This window comes from Ruminococcus sp. NATIVEDY160, from assembly GCF_045819885.1.
Classification (GTDB): domain Bacteria; phylum Bacillota; class Clostridia; order Oscillospirales; family Acutalibacteraceae; genus Ruminococcoides.
On record NZ_CP162391.1, the window covers coordinates 2,394,871 to 2,412,870 of the forward strand.

Annotated in this window: 17 protein-coding genes; all 17 read left to right on the forward strand. The window is 56.4% G+C overall.

Annotation, left to right across the window (positions count from 1 at the left end; translation table 11 throughout):
* Positions 1 to 177: 177 nt before the first annotated feature.
* The 17 genes from AB1I49_RS11770 (at position 178) to hydE (ending at position 18,000) form a co-directional block, all read left to right on the forward strand.
* Complete coding sequence (locus AB1I49_RS11770; RefSeq protein ID WP_316609514.1) at positions 178 to 759, forward strand: cell division protein ZapA; 582 nt, start codon at positions 178 to 180, stop codon at positions 757 to 759.
* Positions 746 to 2,806: a U32 family peptidase gene (locus AB1I49_RS11775; RefSeq protein ID WP_316611308.1), complete on the forward strand. Its 2,061-nt coding sequence runs from the start codon at positions 746 to 748 to the stop codon at positions 2,804 to 2,806. Before AB1I49_RS11770 ends, AB1I49_RS11775 begins: the two co-directional genes overlap by 14 nt.
* A gap of 169 nt (positions 2,807 to 2,975) precedes the next feature.
* Positions 2,976 to 3,416, forward strand: coding sequence for a dUTP diphosphatase (gene dut, locus AB1I49_RS11780; protein WP_316609517.1), 441 nt, complete (start codon positions 2,976 to 2,978; stop codon positions 3,414 to 3,416).
* Positions 3,417 to 3,537: 121 nt separating this feature from the next.
* The gene (locus AB1I49_RS11785) at positions 3,538 to 4,551 is read left to right on the forward strand and encodes a rod shape-determining protein (protein WP_316619786.1); all 1,014 of its coding nucleotides are present in this window, start codon (positions 3,538 to 3,540) and stop codon (positions 4,549 to 4,551) included.
* Entirely contained in the window at positions 4,548 to 5,357 is an 810-nt protein-coding gene (mreC, locus tag AB1I49_RS11790) for a rod shape-determining protein MreC (RefSeq protein ID WP_407721069.1), read from the forward strand. The genes AB1I49_RS11785 and mreC overlap by 4 nt, the downstream gene beginning before the upstream one ends.
* Before the next feature lie 7 nt (positions 5,358 to 5,364).
* Positions 5,365 to 5,823, forward strand: a complete 459-nt coding sequence (locus tag AB1I49_RS11795) for a hypothetical protein (RefSeq protein WP_316609521.1) — start codon at positions 5,365 to 5,367, stop codon at positions 5,821 to 5,823.
* Positions 5,813 to 7,531 carry a penicillin-binding transpeptidase domain-containing protein gene (locus AB1I49_RS11800; RefSeq protein WP_407721070.1) on the forward strand — a complete coding sequence of 573 codons (1,719 nt, stop codon included), beginning with the start codon at positions 5,813 to 5,815 and terminating at the stop codon, positions 7,529 to 7,531. Before AB1I49_RS11795 ends, AB1I49_RS11800 begins: the two co-directional genes overlap by 11 nt.
* Positions 7,532 to 7,672: 141 nt before the next feature.
* The gene (locus AB1I49_RS11805; RefSeq protein WP_316609524.1) at positions 7,673 to 8,419 is read left to right on the forward strand and encodes a septum site-determining protein MinD; all 747 of its coding nucleotides are present in this window, start codon (positions 7,673 to 7,675) and stop codon (positions 8,417 to 8,419) included.
* Positions 8,420 to 8,472: 53 nt separating this feature from the next.
* On the forward strand, positions 8,473 to 8,868 hold the full coding sequence (locus AB1I49_RS11810; protein WP_316609525.1) for a methylglyoxal synthase: 396 nt from the start codon (positions 8,473 to 8,475) through the stop codon (positions 8,866 to 8,868).
* Between the two features lie 152 nt (positions 8,869 to 9,020).
* Positions 9,021 to 10,316, forward strand: a complete 1,296-nt coding sequence (gene hisS, locus AB1I49_RS11815; protein ID WP_405317248.1) for a histidine--tRNA ligase — start codon at positions 9,021 to 9,023, stop codon at positions 10,314 to 10,316.
* A 48-nt stretch (positions 10,317 to 10,364) separates the two neighbouring features.
* On the forward strand, positions 10,365 to 12,143 hold the full coding sequence (gene aspS, locus AB1I49_RS11820; protein ID WP_316609527.1) for an aspartate--tRNA ligase: 1,779 nt from the start codon (positions 10,365 to 10,367) through the stop codon (positions 12,141 to 12,143).
* A 27-nt stretch (positions 12,144 to 12,170) separates the two neighbouring features.
* The gene (locus tag AB1I49_RS11825) at positions 12,171 to 12,953 is read left to right on the forward strand and encodes a TIM44-like domain-containing protein (protein ID WP_316609528.1); all 783 of its coding nucleotides are present in this window, start codon (positions 12,171 to 12,173) and stop codon (positions 12,951 to 12,953) included.
* A gap of 200 nt (positions 12,954 to 13,153) precedes the next feature.
* Positions 13,154 to 14,389 carry an SPFH domain-containing protein gene (locus tag AB1I49_RS11830; protein ID WP_316609529.1) on the forward strand — a complete coding sequence of 412 codons (1,236 nt, stop codon included), beginning with the start codon at positions 13,154 to 13,156 and terminating at the stop codon, positions 14,387 to 14,389.
* A gap of 69 nt (positions 14,390 to 14,458) precedes the next feature.
* A complete protein-coding gene (locus AB1I49_RS11835) occupies positions 14,459 to 15,646 on the forward strand; it encodes a TFIIB-type zinc ribbon-containing protein (protein WP_316611314.1) in 1,188 nt (395 codons plus the stop codon).
* Entirely contained in the window at positions 15,643 to 16,485 is an 843-nt protein-coding gene (locus tag AB1I49_RS11840; RefSeq protein ID WP_407721071.1) for a TPM domain-containing protein, read from the forward strand. Before AB1I49_RS11835 ends, AB1I49_RS11840 begins: the two co-directional genes overlap by 4 nt.
* A 195-nt stretch (positions 16,486 to 16,680) precedes the next feature.
* On the forward strand, positions 16,681 to 16,932 hold the full coding sequence (locus AB1I49_RS11845) for a TM1266 family iron-only hydrogenase system putative regulator (RefSeq protein WP_316609533.1): 252 nt from the start codon (positions 16,681 to 16,683) through the stop codon (positions 16,930 to 16,932).
* A 6-nt stretch (positions 16,933 to 16,938) separates the two neighbouring features.
* Positions 16,939 to 18,000 carry a [FeFe] hydrogenase H-cluster radical SAM maturase HydE gene (gene hydE / locus AB1I49_RS11850; protein ID WP_316611315.1) on the forward strand — a complete coding sequence of 354 codons (1,062 nt, stop codon included), beginning with the start codon at positions 16,939 to 16,941 and terminating at the stop codon, positions 17,998 to 18,000.

The window sequence follows — 18,000 nt, forward strand, 5'->3', positions numbered from 1 at the left end:
TTTTTGCCGTACAAATGCACATATATACTATATTGTACCACGCTTCAACAGATAATTCAACTGTATTTTAATATTGTAAACGAGGCTGCGCTCAATATGACAGCCATGTAATAATTCTTGTCAACGCTTCTTGCGCATGATATAATATTATATGTATAAATATTGGAGCGTGGTACTGTGAAAAAAAGAGTAAGCGTCCAGCTTGACGGAAGAAGCTACGTCGTCATCACCGAGGACGACGAGGAATACGTAAAGGGAATCGCGGCAGAAGTATCGGAGAATCTCCTCAAGGCGTCGCGTTCCGCCAAAAATCTCGACGTGCGCGACTGTGCGATCCTTGTCGCGCTCGACTACTGCGACGACAGCAAAAAGGAAAAGCGCCGCAACAAGGAGCTGGTGGTGAAGGCTGACCAGATAATGCAGCACACCAACGAGCTCAACAAAAAATGCGCGGACTACAAGGGCAGACTGACCGACGCGATCAACGAGAACACGCGGCTGAGCAAGCGTATCCGCGCCCTCGAGGAACAGCTCCGCGTTCTCAACAAGGACAACGAGCGACTGCGCAGGTTTGAGCCGAAGAAAACCGACGCGGAGAAGCAGTTTGAGAAAACCGTCCAGGAAAAACGCGCCGAAAGGCTGATGGGTTACGTGCCAATGGAACAGGGCTCGCTCTTTGACGACGAGGAACCGCAGCAGCCCGAAATGCCCGTGAATCCCGCAAAGCAGGGCAAAAAGAAAAAGCATGGAAAGCATTGAGATTTTAGCGCCCGCGGGCGGCTTTGAGAGCGTCATTGCCGCCGTCCGTTCGGGCGCGGACGCGGTTTATGTGGGAGAAAAGCAGTTCTCCGCGCGTTCGTCGGCGCATAATTTCGACCCCGGCGAGCTGAAAAGAGCCGTCGCCTACTGCCACATTCACGGCGTAAAGCTGTACGTAACGCTCAACACTATAGTATTTGATGACGAGTTCGAAGAGCTCGCCGACGCGATAAAAACCGCCGCCGAAGCCGACGCGGACGCGCTTATCGTCCAGAACATGGGAGTCGCGCGGCTCGCACGCGAAATCGCGCCCGACCTGCCTCTGCACGCCTCGACGCAGATGAGCGTGCACACACCCTCGGGCGTAAGAGCGCTGCATGAGATGGGCTTCAAGCGCGTTGTGCTCTCGCGCGAGATGAGCCGCGACGAAATTAAGGAATGCGCGAAAATCCCGATCGAGCTCGAGGTTTTCGTCCACGGCGCGCTGTGCATGAGCGTGTCGGGACAGTGCTACTTCTCGGCTATGCTCGGCTCGCGCAGCGGCAACCGCGGAGCCTGTGCCCAGACCTGCCGCCTGCCGTTTTCCGTTCAGGGACAGAAGGGCGGTCACGCGCTCAGCCTGAGGGACAACAGCCTGATTCCGCGGCTCGGCGAGCTGCAGGAAATCGGAGTTTACTCAGCCAAAATCGAGGGAAGAATGAAGCGCCCCGAGTACGTCGCGGCGGCTGTCCGCGCGTGCAGGGAACAGCGCGACTTCGGATTCATCACTGACGCGACGGCTGAGATGCTGCGAGGGGTTTTCTCGCGGACGGGCTTCACCGACGGCTACTTCTCGGGCAGAATCGGGAAAGAGATGTTCGGCACGCGCACCAAGGGCGATGTTGTTTCTGCCGACGAAAAGCTCCTCTCCTCTATCCGCGCAGGATACCGTGACGAGGTGCAGGACGTTGATATCACAGCCGCGTTTTCGGCGCGTGTCGGCGAGCCTGCAGCGCTCACCGTGACCGACGGCGCGCTCGTCATCACAAAAACCACCGAAATGAACTGCGAGGCCGCGCAGAAGGTCGCGCTCTCCGTGGAAAAGTGCCGCGCACAGCTGAGCAAGACAGGCGGCACGGCGTACAAAATGACAGAGCTTACGCTCGACCTCGGCGATAATGTCAGCCTGCCGCTGTCCGCGATCAATCAGCTTCGCAGAGCCGCTCTCGAGGAGCTTGACCGCGCGCGGAGCGTTCGCCACAACTACAGTATTAATCCGCCGAAAAAGTTCGATTTCAAACCCTACCGCCGCAAGAGCAATGAACAGCGCGCGAGGGTCACGGGCACGAAGCTCGGCGCGGGATTCAGGGAGCTCGACCTCGTTTTCGTTCCGCTCTTCGCCGACACAAGGGAGCTTGAGCGGCTGAAAAACGAGGGCTATAATATCGGCGTTGAGATTCCGCGCGGAATGTTCGGGCGCGAGAAATCAATCACCGCGCAGCTTCGGAAGGTCAGGTCGCTCGGCATAAGTCACGCGCTGTGCGGCAACCTCGGAGCCGTCTACCTTGCAAAGCAGGAAGGGTTTACAATCCACGGAGGGTTCGGGCTTAACCTCGTCAACACCTACGACCTGCTCTGGGCTGAGGAATACGGAATCAAGGACGTCGAGCTGAGCTTTGAGCTGACGTTTTCACGGATAAACCGCCTCGGCGGAAAAATCCCGAGGGGTATAATCAGCTACGGACACCTGCCCGTAATGCTGTGCCGCGCCTGTCCGAACAAGAGCGCGGGCATCAGCTGTAAATCCTGCAAAAACCAGAGCAAAATGACGGACAGAAAAGGCAAGCACTTCCCGCTGAAATGCGACGGCGGCTGCACAGAGGTACTCAATTGCGTGCCTCTTTATATTGCTTCGCAGGAAATTTCAAATCTCTCCGCGGACTTCAACATTTGGCGGTTCAGTGTGGAAAACTATGTGGAAAAAGTGGAAACAACCGCCGATTTTAACCGCTTTTCGATGTTGAAAGATAATTTTACACGCGGATTGTACCGCCGCGGTGTGGAATGATATGTGTAAATTGTGAAATGTTAAAATAATTTTTTAACGGAAAAATAAAATTTTCTCCTTTCGAAATATGAGGATTTTTAATTTCCTTATGATAATTTCCTTTTCGAAAAATAAATCTCACAAAAATCAAATTTATGCAGGAAACTGCTCAAAATGAAGGATGGTTAATATGGAACTCAAAATCAGAAAGCTCAGAGAGGGCGCGAAAATCCCTCAGAGAGCCACCTCAGGCTCCGCGGGAATGGATCTTTACGCCTGTATAGACGAGCCGATCACCCTCGCACCCGGACAGCTCTCTATCGTACCCACCGGCATCGCGATCGAGCTTCCCGACAACGGCTGCGCGGCGTTTCTCTACGCGAGAAGCGGACTCGGCGTGAAGCACGGAATCTGTCTTTCGAACGGCGTAGGCGTTATTGACAGCGACTACCGCGGCGAGGTCTGCGCGGGACTGTGCAACGTCTCCGACAAGCCCTATGTGATCGAACCGAACGAGCGCGTGGCTCAGATGGTCATAGCTCCCGTGTTCACTCCCGACATCGTCGAGGTTGACGAACTCAGCGACACCAAGCGCGGCGCTGGCGGCTTCGGCTCGACAGGACGAAATTAATAAGAAATAATTATGGGTGCTTCGGCACCCTTTTTCTTTTTGCCCCGATAATCCGACAAATAATACGCGCGCGGCGGTGTACAATAAACCCGATATCCTATACTGCAAGGGGAGTGTAAAAATGTTTTCATTTTCAAAGGACGTCGGGATCGACCTCGGCACGGCAAATACCCTCGTCTGCATACGGGGGCGCGGAATTATCCTGCGCGAGCCGTCCGTTGTCGCGATAGACGCGCGTGAAGGAAATGTGCTCGCGGTAGGCACGCCCGCCCGCGAGATGATAGGCAGAACGCCCTCAAACGTCAGCGCGCTGCGGCCGCTCAAGGACGGTGTCATCGCTGACTTTGAGATTACCGCCAAGATGCTGCAGCACTTTCTTCGCAAGGCGGTCAAAACAGGGCTGTTTGCAAAGCCGAGGGTGGTGATCTGCCTGCCGACGGGCGTTACGGAGGTCGAGCGCAAGGCGGTAGAGGACGCGGCGTATCAGGCAGGCGCGAAGCCGCCCGTTACTCTGATCGAGGAACCGATGGCGGCGGCCATGGGCGCGGGTCTGCCGGTGGACGAGCCTGTCGGCAGCATGGTCGCGGACATCGGCGGCGGCACGAGCGAGGTCGCGGTGATCTCGCTCGGCGGCATCGTTTCGTCATGCTCCGTTCGGGTCGGCGGCGACTGTCTTGACGACGCGATCACACGCCATGTAAAACAGAGCTACAGCCTGCTTATCGGCGAGCGCACCGCCGAGGACGTGAAAATCCAGATCGGCTCGGCGTTTCCCCTCGGCGAAAACGAGGAGATGGTCGTCAAGGGCAGGAGCCTGTCCGACGGCCTGCCGAAGGACGTAACGCTCACCGCCGACGAGGTTCGCGACGCGCTGTCGCCGCAGCTCGAGAAGATAATCGACGCGATAAAGTCGACCCTTGAGCAGACTCCGCCCGAGCTGTCGGCTGACATAATCGACCACGGGATCACGCTGACGGGCGGCGGAGCGCTGCTGCGCGGAATCGATATGCTCGTAGCGCAGCAGACAGGGCTGACGGTGCACATCGCCCAGAAGCCGCTCGACTGTGTGGCAGACGGCGCGGGCAAACGCCTCAGCGGAAATCACACGCCGCGGCTCAGACGGCTGTCCCGATGAAAAACCGCCGCAAAAACAGAAAAGTCCTGCTGCTCACACTCATCGCTGTGCTGCTGATGGGTGTTTTGTCAGTGGGCGACAACCCGCCAGTGCAAAGCGCGTGGAACGCGGTCACGGGCGGGATTTTCAGCCTGAGCGCAAGGATTGCGGCAGAGCTTAAGACTCCGTCAACAGACGAGCTGCTCGATGAAAACGAAAGGCTCAGATCCGAGAACGCCGCGCTTCAAAAAGCCCTCGCGGAAAACCTCGAGCTCAAGGACGAGAACAAGACTCTGTGGGGTTATTTCGGCATGAAAAAGGACGCGCCCGAGCTGGAGCTGAAGCCCGCGTTCGTTCTGCGCCGCGCATCAGCCGACGACTTCGGCGGCTTCACCCTCGGGGTCGGCTCAGACCTCGGAGTCAAGGTCAACAACGCGGTCATATGCGAGAGCGGACTTGTCGGTCGGGTCACGGCTGCCGACAGCTCGTCATGCCGCGTCGCAACGCTTTTCTCGCCCGACTCAAGGGTCGCGGTGATTGACGGCGAGACCTCGGACAGCGGTATCCTCGTCAGAAAGGACGGAGGTCTTGTGCTGACTCAGCTCTCGGAAAGCAATCACATAAAAACAGGCGATATGATTCTCACCTCGGGCGACGGAGGAGTTTATCCGCCGCGGGTCATCGTCGGCAAAGTCAGCGAGCTCGGAACAGACACGTCCGACGCGTCGTCGTACGCTCTGATCGAGCCCGCCGCGGATTACGGATCGCTCACCGAGGCGGCGGTAGTAATATCGTTCACGGAGAAAGGAGTGACCAAGGCTGAATAGGCGTATTTTGCGCGCGGCGCTGATATCGATCGAGCTGTTCGCGCTGTACATTCTCGAAAACACGCCGCAGCTCTCACCCGAAGCAGGCGGCGTAAAGCCGCTTTTTCTTGTTGCGGCGGCGCTGTCACTCACATCCGACGAGGTGACTGCCGCGACGATATACGGCGCTGTCTGCGGCGTACTTACCGACCTCGAATCGGGTGCAGTGGGCTTCTTCGCGGTCACGCTGACGGTTCTCTGTTACTTTCAGTCGACCCTGCTTCACACCGCCTTCCGCCGCAACCTGCCGTCGGTCTGGCTGCTCTCGCTCGGAGCCGCCGCGGCGGTTTTTTCCGCGGATTTTGTAATACGGCTTGTTTTCGGCACGGCGGTATGGCAGCGGTGCCTGATACGTGCGGCGCTGACATATCTCGCCATACTGCCGCTGTCGGTGATTAATTTCAGGAGAATGAGCGATGAAGAATAAGGCTCACACGATTTGCATAATAATCATGTCGCTGCTGTTTCCGGTCTTTGCGGCACGGCTCGCGGACTGGCAGCTCGTTCACGGCGAGGAATACCGCGAGCTTGCAGCGCGCGAGGGTACGGTCAGCGTTACCACAGAGGCTGTGCGCGGTGAGATCCTCGACCGCAGCGGAAAGGGTCTTGTGACGAACACTGCAAAGCGGAAAATCGTGATCGACAAAACAAAGCTCAGCGACGATGAGATTCTCAGGCTGAGCGATATAATCAAAAGCTGCGGCGACAAATTGAACGACGACCTGTCAGCCGACGGTGTTTTCACACTCGCGGACGACGTCAGCCGCAGGTGTGTCAGCGCCGTAAGCGAGCAAACTCAGGGTATAGACGGGGTCGAGGTGCAGACCTATCACGTCCGCTCATCATCACAGCCGACACTCGCGCCGCATATCCTCGGCTCAGTCGGCGCGATTTCCGCCGAGGAGTACGATGCGCTATCGGACAAGGACTACAAGCTGACCGACAGCATCGGAAAGTTCGGGATAGAAGCCGCCTGTGAAGACGAGCTGCGCGGCAAAAGCGGCAGGCGTATCATCTCGGGCGACTCGGCCAGCGGCACCGAAGCCCGTCGCGGCAACACGGTCTGGCTGACCCTTGACAGCGAACTGCAAAAAGCAACGGCAACCGCCCTCGGCGAGAACGTCACGGCGGCTAAAAACGCCGGCGCTGACGACTGCGAATCAGGCGCGGCGGTCATGCTCGACGTCAGCGATTTCTCCGTCCTCGCGGCGGCAAGCTGCCCGACCTACGACCTCAACCGCTACTCCTCCGACGGCAGCTACTACCTCAGCCTTGCGGAGAACGAAGCCGCGCCCATGTTCAACCGCGCGTGCTCGGGCAGCTTTGCCTGCGGTTCGGTTTTCAAGCCATGTGTGGCTCTCGCGGCGCTCAGCGACGGCATTATCACTCCCGAAACCACGATCTACTGCGCGCGCTGCTACGACTACTACCCCTCGAACGTCGTCGCCTGCATGCACTACCACGGCAGCGAGAATCTCTTCACCGCCCTTGCACACTCCTGCAACGTCTTTTTTGCGGAAACGGGACGGCGGCTCGGCATCGAGAAAATGTCCGCACTCGCGGAAAAGACGGGACTTGGCGAATACACGGGACTTGAGATCGAGGAGAGCCGCGGCGTTCTCGCGGGGCGCGACAGCGAAAGCTGGACGGACGGCAACACGGTTCAGGCGGCTATCGGTCAGTCGGACAACGCCTTCACGCCTATGCAGCTCGCGACCTACACGGCAACTATCGCAAATGGCGGCAGGCGGCTGAAAACCCACCTTGTGAAGCAAATCACCGACTACAGCCGCAAAGAAGTAATCTCAAAGACCGCGCCCGGGGAAATCTGTGACCTCGGCGTAAAGCAGGAGTATATCGACGACGTGAATAAAGCCATGCTTATGGTGACTCAGGATCCCGAGGGCACAGCCTACAGCGAATTTTCGGACTTCCCCGTAGAGGTCGGCGCAAAAACGGGCACGGCGGAAAACGCGGGCAGCGACCACGCGGCGTTTATCTGCTTTGCTCCGTTTGAGAAGCCCGAGGTGGCGGCGGCGGTGATAATCGAGCACGGCGCCAACACGAAATTTGCCATGCGCACGGCAAAGGAAATGCTCAGGGCTTATTTTGAGAGCAAGCCGCCTCAAAACTAATAACTAATAACTCTATACAATTGCGACAACTTATTAAGCACTATGCCCAAAATAATAAATAAAAATTTGTTTGATAAAATCCTCCGCTTTTGTTGCTCTTTTGGAAATTTTGTGTTAGAATAGACAAGAGGTATTGTAATTATGAACAATGTGATCGTTGTGGCGTCCGGAAAGGGCGGCACAGGCAAGTCAACCGTCTGCATCTGCCTCTCGGTTTCCCTTGTCAAGCAGGGCAAAAGAGTGCTGCTGATTGACTGCGACTGCGGAATGCGCGGACTTGACATAATGCTCGACATCGAGCAGGATATTCTCTTTGACGCGTCCGATGCCGTCTGCGGCAATTGCGCCTTCGGCGAGGCGGTCTACAAAAGTAAAAATAACGATAATCTCTTTCTTATGGCGGCTCCGTTCGACGCGGAGAACGAGCTCAGCCCGTCCGTGTTCCGCCAGTTGGTGGACGCGCTCAAGGGCAGCTTCGACTATGTGATCATCGATTCGCCCGCTGGCATAGGCTCAGGCTTTGTCACAGCTGCCGCACCCGCGAACCGCGCGCTTATCGTCACCAACGCCGAACCCACAAGCGTTCGCGGCGCGGTCAAGGTCAGGAAGCGTCTTGAGGCGCTCGGCATCAACGACGCGCGTCTGGTGATCAACCGCTTTGACAAGCGAGTTTTCCGCAAGCTCGGGTTCTATCCCGACCTCGACGCGGTGATCGACGCGGCTCAGACTCAGCTGATCTCGCTTGTTCCGTTCGATATCAACATCTCGGTCGTCATGCAAAAGGGCGCCGCAGGTATCGAGAGCGGAGCATCGTTTACCCCGTTTGAAAGACTCGCGCGGCGTGTTGAGGGTACGCCGTGCCCCCTTGTGCTCAAGGGTATGTTATAAATTTGGAAGTTTCAGATAATTAGAAATTCTGTAGTGTTTGGAGGATTTTGGATATGAATATTGCGCTTATAGCTCACGACGAAAAGAAAGAATTAATGGTGCAGTTCTGCATCGCGTACTGCGGCGCGCTCAGCCGCAACAACCTTTGCGCCACAGGCACAACGGGTAAAATGGTATCCGAAGCGACAGGCCTGACGATCCAAAAGTTCCTCGCGGGTTCTCAGGGCGGCAGCCAGCAGATCGCGGCGCGCATTGCGTGCAACGAGGTCGATATGCTCCTCTTCTTCCGCGACCCGCTCAGCCCCAAGCCCAACGAGCCCAATGATATGAATATGCTCAGGCTCTGCGATATGCACAACGTGCCTGTAGCCACCAACATCGCTACCGCCGAGGTTCTGATCCACGGCCTTGAGCGCGGCGACCTCGACTGGAGAAATATTCTCAAGTGATCTGCGCCGTACCGTGCGCCCTTGCGTGCGTCTTGCGGCAATAAAAATGTTAATTCAGCGTCGGGCGGCGTAATGTCGCCCGATACTTATGTATATGGGAATTTGCAGCGGCGCACGGTGGTGCGCCCTTGCAGGTTATATGGAGGTATATCATGGCATTAATTACGAAGAAAATCAAGGGCACCGAGGACGTCCTGCCAAAGCAAAGCTACCGCTGGCAGTTCATCGAGGGCATCATGCGCGAGGAAGCGAGAGCTTACGGCTTCAAGGAGATCCGCACTCCCGTCTTTGAGCACACCGAGCTTTTTGCGCGCGGCGTCGGTCAGACAACCGACGTTGTTCAGAAGGAGATGTACACCTTCGACACAAAGGGCGGCGAGAGCGTAACTCTCCGTCCCGAGGGTACCGCGGGCGCGGCGAGAGCGGTGCTTGAGCACAACCTCGAAAACGACGGCCTGCCGATCAAGGCGAGCTACTTCGTTTCCTGCTACCGCTACGAAAAACCCCAGGCAGGCAGACTCAGAGAGTTCCACCAGTTCGGACTTGAGGAGTACGGCACACAGTCGCCCGTAGCCGACGCGGAGCTTATCTGCGCCGCACAGTCGATTCTCGACAGGCTCGGTCTTGACCGGGTAAGACTTGAAATCAACTCCATCGGCTGTCCCGAATGCCGCGCAAAGTACAACCAGGCGCTGCGCGAATACTTCGGCGGCTACCGCGAGCAGCTCTGTTCCACCTGTCTGAGCCGCCTCGAAAAGAACCCCATGCGTCTGCTCGACTGCAAAAGCCCCGAGGACAAGGCTATCGCGAAGGACGCTCCCAAGATCACCGATTACCTCTGTGAGGAGTGCGAAGCGCACTTTGAGGAGGTTCAGAAATATCTAAACTGCGCCGGCGTTGAATACACCGTCAACCCCACGATCGTGCGCGGTCTTGACTACTACACCAAGACGGTCTTTGAGTTCGTGACCGACTGCATCGGCGCTCAGGGTACGGTCTGCGGCGGCGGCAGATACGACGGACTTATGGAAGAGCTCGGAGGCAAACACACACCGTCGCTGGGTTTTGCGATGGGACTCGAGCGTCTGCTGATGGTCATGGACGCACAGGGCATCGAGATTCCCGACACCAACTCCTGCGCACTCTACATCGCCACAATGGGCGACGGCGCTAAGGCAAAGGCTTTTGAGCTGCTCAAGCGCGTGCGCGAATGCGGACTGACCGCCGAAACCGACGTTGTCGGCAGAGGTCTGCGCGCCCAGATGAAATACGCCGACAAGATCGGCGCGCGCTACTCGATGGTTCTCGGCGACAACGAGATCGCCGAAAACAAGGCAAAGCTCAAGAACATGGAAAGCGGCGAACAGACAGAGCTCACGCTCGACGAGAGCTTCGCGGAGAAGTTCTCGGTTTTGCAGCTCGCTGACAACAGCTCGTTTGAGATTTGATAACCGGTAGTTCAGCGCTACCGTTCTCACATACAGGAGGAAGAAAAAATGGCAGAATATATGACAGGCTTGAAGCGTACACATTACTGCGGAGACCTCAGGATCTCCGACGTTGGCAGAGAGGTCACGGTCTGCGGCTGGGTTCAGCGCTGCAGAGACCTCGGTCAGCTCATCTTTATCGACCTGCGCGACCGCACAGGCATTGTACAGCTCGCCTTTACCGATAAAACAGACAGAGAGATCTTCGCCAAGGCGTTCGCGTGCCGCGGCGAATTCGTCCTCGCCGCCAAGGGTACGGTGTGCGAGCGTTCCGCGAAGAATTTTGAGATCCCCACGGGTGAGATCGAGGTTGCCGTCAGCGACCTCCGCGTGCTCTCAAAGGCACAGACTCCGCCCTTCGAAATCGTCGACGACAGCGACACAAACGAGGAGCTTCGCCTGCGTTACCGCTACCTCGACCTTCGCCGCCGCCCGCTGCTCAACAACCTTCTGATGCGCAGCAAGATCTCAAAGGTCGCGCGCGACTACTTCGCGGAGAACGGCTTTGTAGAGATCGAGACACCGATGATGATAAAATCCACCCCCGAGGGTGCGCGCGACTACCTCGTGCCCTCGCGTATCCACAACGGAAAATTCTACGCCCTGCCCCAGTCGCCGCAGATTTACAAGCAGCTGCTGATGGTTTCGGGCTTTGACCGCTATATCCAGCTCGCGCGCTGCTTCCGCGACGAGGATCTGCGCGCCGACCGCCAGCCCGAGTTCACCCAGATAGACATGGAGCTCTCCTTCGTCGACGTCGAGGACATTCTCGAAATCAACGAGGGTCTGTTCAAGCGCCTGTTCAAGGAGGTTCTCGGTCAGGAGCTAAAGACTCCCTTCACCCGCATGACCTACAGCGAGGCAATGGAAAACTACGGCTCCGACAAGCCCGACGTCCGCTTCGGCATGAAGATTCAGGATATTTCCGACCTCGTCAAGGACTGCGGCTTCGGCGTGTTTACGGGCGCGATCAAAAACGGCGGCTCAGTACGCGCTATCGTCGCGAAAAACGCCGCGTCAACCTACACCCGCAAAGAGATTGACAAGCTCACCGAATATGTCCGCGGCATCGGTGCGAAGGGTCTTGCCTACGTCAGATGGGTAGACGAACCCAACGCCTCGTTCAAAAAATTCATGACCGACGGCGAGCTAAGCGCTGTTTACGAGCGTCTCGGCGCTGAGAAGGGCGACGTTATCCTGATCGTCGCCGACAAGAACAGCACCGTTCTTTCGACTCTCGGCGCGCTCAGACTCAAGCTCGCCAAAAGACTTGATATCATTCCCGACGATTTCAAGTTCGTCTGGATCGTCGACTTCCCGTTCTTCGAGAAGGACGAGGAGAGCGGCGAATGGGTAGCTATGCACCACCCGTTCACCATGCCCAAAGAGGATTGCATTCAGTACCTCGACACCGACCCCTCAAAGGTTATCGCGAAGGCGTACGACCTCACGCTCAACGGCGTGGAGCTCTCGAGCGGCTCGATGCGTATCACCGACCCAGAGCTGCAGCAGAGAATGTTCCGCGCGCTCAAGCTCACCGACGAGGAGATCGAGGCGAAGTTCGGCTTTCTCGTTGAGGCGTACAAGTACGGCGCACCGCCTCACGGCGGCATGGGCATCGGCCTTGACCGCGTGACCATGCTTCTCTGCGGAGCCGACAGCCTGCGCGACGTCACCGCCTTCCCGAAGGTTCAGAACGCCAGCGAGCTTATGTCGGCATGTCCCGCGCCCGTCGACAAGGAAAGCCTCGACGTGCTGGGAATCGAGATCAAGAAAACCGAAGAATAATCCTGCGTTCTGGAAGGAAGTGACGGCATGGGCTGGGCAAGCATAATAGTGCCGCTCGCGATAATCGCGGCGCTCGCAATCACCATACTTGTGATTTTTCTGTACATAAAATACCGCCTGCAGAAGTTCTCGAAGGAAGCCTTCGGCACCAAGGACTTCGCCAAGGCGATGAAGGATATCGATAATTCAACCGAATCTGCGCGCTCGGTTCACGGCATGACCGACATCTACCTGCCGCTGATCCAGAAGGACTTCCCCGATTTTGACTACGACGTGTTCAAAGGCAGGGTCGAGGGCGTGCTCAAGAGCTATTTTGCCGCCATCACCGCAAGAGATGAAGGACTTCTCTCGCCGGACTGCTCGCAGTCGATGCACAACACCGTGATCGGTCTGATCAACGAGCTCGAGGCGAAGGACTACATACACGAGCATAGCGAGGTAACTCTCCACCAACTCGAAATCGCCCGATATATAAAGAAAAGTCCTACGGTGACGATAGTATTCAACGCCGCTGTCGGAATGTACGACTACGTGACCGACGCAAACGGCAAGGTCATCATCGGCAAGAGCGACAAAAAGGTTCAGAAGCTGTACGACGTTGCTCTCGTCTACGCTCAGGATCCCGACAAGATGAGCGTTTCATCAATGACCACCGCGATGGGCGTAAACTGCCCGAACTGCGGCGCGCCGATAACAAACCTCGGTCAGAAGTACTGCGACTACTGCGGCACGGGTATCCGCGAGATCAACGTCCGTTCGTGGAGCTTTGAGTACATTCAGGAGAACAAGACCACCAGCGCACCGTATTAATGTAAAATTGAAAGTTGAAAATGGAAAATTGTGGGCGGGCGCTGCCCGCACCCGATTGATATTTCGGAGCAAAGCGACCCGACGCTAACCGCTAACCACTAATCACTAATTCCCTCTTGCAATTTAAAGCAATATATATTAAACTATAAATACCGGGAGAAAATTTTTCTCTAATCTGTTATAAAAAAGGAGTTTTTACTATGGGTATTATCAAGGCTGCCATTAACGCGGTAACAGGCGCGCTTGCCGATACATGGCTTGAAGTCATCGAATCCTCCCCGATGGGCAAAAACGACGTTATTGTCCCCGGTCAGGCTGTTGACCAGAGAGGAAGAAGCCAGAACAAAAAGGGCGGCGAGAACCTCGTTTCCAACGGCTCTATTATTCATGTTTTAGACAACCAGATGATGATCCTTGTCGACGGCGGCAAGATTGTCGACTATTCGGCGACCCCGGGCTACTTCAAGGTAGAGAACAGCTCTCTGCCCTCAATGTTCAACGGTCAGCTCAAGGAAAATATCAAGGAGAGCTTCAGCCGTATCAAGTACGCCGGCATCTCCTCGACCTCACAGCGCGTATTCTTCATCAACCTTCAGGAGATCAGAGACCTGCAGTTCGGCACACAGAACCCCGTCCAGTACTTCGACGAGTTCTATGAGGCAGAGCTTTTCATGCGTCTGCACGGTACCTTCTCCGTAAAGATCACCGACCCGTTCAAGTTCTACATGGAGGTTATCCCGAAGGAAGTTATCACCAACAACGAGAGCTACGCCTTCAACCGCCAGAATATGCAGCAGTTCTTCGACGAGTTCGTAGCGGCTCTCAGCGCGGCATTCAACCAGTATTCCGCAGATGGCAACCGCATCAGCCACATCACCTCCAAGGGTCCTCAGATGGCTAAGTATATGCAGGATGTTCTCGACGCCGACTGGACAGAGCTCCGCGGTCTTGAGATCGTACGTGTCGCTATGCAGAACCCCGCATACGACGACGCAAGCCAGAAGATCGTCACCGAGCGCAGCAAGATGGCTTCCCAGGTCAGCTACCTCAAGGACGCTGCAAATCAGCAGGCGTTCATGGCGAAGTCCGTCGGCGAGGGCATCAGTGCAGCAGGCAGCAACGCAGGCGGCGCGGCAGTCGGCTTCATGGGCATGAACATGGCTCAGAATATGGGCGCAGGCGTAATGGGCGGCTATATGCAGAATCCCCAGTACGCGCAGCAGCCTCAGCAGGCTCCTCAGGCTCAGCAGCAGCCTCCACAGGCTCCCCAGCAGGGCGGCTGGACATGTGAGTGCGGCGCTGTCAACAGCGGTAAGTTCTGCACCGAATGCGGCAAGCCCAAGCCCGAGGCTCCCAAAAAGCGCTTCTGCACAAACTGCGGCGCTGAGCTGAATCCCAACGCTAAGTTCTGCCCCGAATGCGGCAGCAAGCAGTAAGAATAATATCAACGGGGCGGCAATAAAACGCCGCCCTTTTGAAATATACCCATAAACGGAGAAACAACTATGGCTACAATGGAATATAAATGCCCGAGCTGCGGCGCTCCGCTTAGCTTCAACCCCGAGAAGCAGAACTTCGCGTGCGACTACTGCGGCTCGGAGTTCACCGTTCAGCATATCCAGTCGCTCTACGCGCAGTCCGAAAAGACCGAGAGCATAAACGAGCAGGAGGTCAGGCAATCGGAGGAGCAGCGCGCGCAGGCTCAGAAAACAGGCAGAGAATTCAATGAGGACTTCATGGTGTCCTATTCCTGTCCGTCCTGCGGCGCCGAGATCATGACCGCCGAGAGCACAGCAGCGACCGAGTGCTATTACTGCGGAAACCCCGTCGTCCTCGGCTCGCGTCTTTCCGGTGAGTTCAAGCCCGACAGCGTGATTCCCTTCGCGCTGACGAAGGACATGGCGGTTGACGCGTTCATGAAGATGTGCGGCAAGAAGAAATTCCTGCCCGCGGGCTTCGCGAACAAAAAGCAGTTCGAGAAAATGCAGGGCGTGTACTTCCCCTACTGGTACGTCGACGAGAAGATGCAGTCCAGCGCGGTCGCGACGGGCAAGAAGGTCCGCCACTGGACGTCGGGCAACCGCCGCTACACAGAGACCAGCACCTACCGCCTGTTCAGAACGGGCGATATCGAGATCCGCAACGTATTTGAGGAGGCTCTCCGCGACAAGCAGGGCGCTCCCACAGAGAAACCTCAGACAAACCGTCAGGCAAACGCTCAGGAAGCGATGAAGTACCTCGACAACTACCATATGCAGCAGCGTCACGAGATGCTGCAGTGCGTACACCCCTTCGACGTGACGAAGGCGGTGCCCTTCTCGATGAGCTACCTTTCGGGCTTCAAGGCCGAGAAGCGCGAAATCGGCAAGGAGGAGATCATGGACACCATCGCCGAGCGCATGGACGCCTACGCAAAGCAGCTGCTCGAGGACACGATGTCGGGATATCAGGGCATTTCGCTCGAGAACTACTCCGACCGCACCTTCGACCAGCGCTGGCGCTATACCCTGCTGCCTGTCTGGATAATCACATACAAATTCAAGGGTCAGATCATGCCCTTCGCGATCAACGGTCAGACGGGCAAAACCTACGGCAAACTGCCCGTCGCAGGCGGCAAGCTCGCCCTCTGGGGCGCGATCGTGGCGCTGATCGTATTTGTCATCGCCGTGCTGGGAGGTATGTTCTTCCTATGATTAAAACAAGAATTTCAGTAAAGATCTCAGCGGCGGCTATCGCCGTGCTGTTGCTGCTCTCGTCAGTGGCTACGGCGTTCGCGGCAAGCGACTTCAACAGCTACTACCTGATTTCCGACGACGCAGGTCTTTTTGACAGCTCGTCCTTCAGCGGTCTGACCGAAAAGCTCGAATCCGTCGGCAGACACACAAGCTGGCAAATAGCCGTCGTCACCACAAACGACAACGTTAGCTCGTCCAAGATGGACAGCCACTACAACAAGCTGTACGACAACAACCGCAATTATTTTGAGTCCGACTGCGTTATGTTCGTGATCGATAACGCCTCGGGCAACCGCATTATCCTGACCCACGGCGAGACCGAGTCCTACTTCTCCGACCAGCGCATGAACGAGATGAAGTCCGCTCTCAAGCCGTACCTCCAGAGCGGAGATGTGCTCAACGCGTGCTACACCTTCGCCGACAAGACTCAGGAGTTCTACGACGCGGGCATACCTTCAAACGGCTCCTATGACAACCACGTCGAGGGCACCGAAACCGCCGACCAGAAGCTCAAAAGGGAAAACAAATTCCTCTATGTCCTCACAAAATGGGGCTGGCTGATGGGTCTTATCGCGCTCGCCGCGGGCGGTATCTTCGCGGGCGTCAACGTCGGCAGATACAAGTTCAACGGCAAGTCCGGCACCTACAACCTAAAGGAGAACAGCAGCATGAAGCTGCTCGACAGTCAGGATCAGTTCCTGCACAAGAGCACGACCTCGACCGTCATCAGCTCAGGCTCGTCGTCATCGGGCAGCAGCGGCGGTTCGTCGTCGCACGGCAGCTCAGGCTCCTTCTAAACCACAAAACGGCCTTACGCACCGCCATCGCTTTGACGGTGTGTTCGCCAATATCACAAATACAATCCTAACGAGAAAGTATTACTGACTCCGCAGCATTGGATAACCGTCGGGTTCGCCCGTCAGTATTATGCTATTCAAACGGCGGTGTCTGTCACCGCCGTTTTTGTTATTTAAAAGAAAAGGAGGGATCATATGCCCGAAAACACACGCGTCGCCGTAATCAGCATCGTCGTCGAGAACCCCGAATGCGTCACCGCCATCAACGGGATTCTTCACGACTACTCCGACTATATCATCGGTAGAATGGGCATACCATACCGTGAGAAGAACATCAGCATTATCAGCGTCGTGATCGACGCGGAACCCGACGTAATCAACAGGGTGTCGGGCAAGCTCGGCAGGATAGACGGCGCGACCGTCAAGACCGCCTGCTCAAAGAAGTGAAGCTATATGAATTGTAACGAAATCATCAACAAACTCAGAACCACCCGCAACGCCGAAAAAGACGAGTTGGTCTACCTGCTTGACAACATCACCGACGACGGGCGCGAGGTGCTTCGCCGCAACGCTCAGGAGGTCGCTCAGGAGCACTTCGGCAATAAAATTTTCATACGCGGACTGATTGAAATTTCCAGCTTCTGCAAGAATGATTGCCTGTACTGCGGTATCCGCCGCTCTAACAAAAACGCCGTCCGTTACCGCCTGAGCAGAGAGGATATCCTCGCCTGCTGCGACAAGGGCTATGCGCTCGGCTTTTGCACCTTCGTTCTTCAGGGCGGCGAGGACAGCCGCTTCACTGACGAAATGCTCTGTGAATTAATCGGCGAAATCAAGCGCCGCTGTCCCGGCTGCGCGATCACCCTCTCGCTCGGCGAACGCAGCTTTGACAGCCTTCAAAAGCTGTACGACGCAGGCGCGGACAGGTACCTGCTGCGGCACGAAACCGCCGGCAAAACCCACTACGAAAAGCTGCACCCGAGTGAAATGTCGTTTGACAACCGAATCGGCACGCTGTACAAGCTGAAGGAAATCGGTTACCAGACAGGCGCGGGCTTCATGGTCGGCTCGCCGTACCAAACGACTGAAAATCTCGCGGACGACCTGCTGTTTATCAAGAAATTGCAGCCGCAGATGTGCGGAATCGGGCCGTTTGTGCCACACAAAGACACCGATTTCCGCGATCTGGAGCACGGCGGACTGAACCTTACGCTTACGCTGCTCTCGATAATCAGGCTGATGAATCCCGATATCCTTCTGCCAGCCACCACAGCCCTCGGCACGATAGATTTCCGCGGAAGAGAGCTCGGGATCCTGCACGGCGCGAACGTCGTAATGCCGAACCTCTCGCCCTCAGACCACCGCAAGGACTATGCGCTATACGACAACAAAATCTGCACAGGCGAGGAAGCCGCCGAGTGCCTGAACTGCCTTAAGGGCAGAATGCGCTCGATAGGCTATGAGATCGTAAATTCAAGAGGCGACTACCGCCAACTTAACAATAAGGAGAAATAA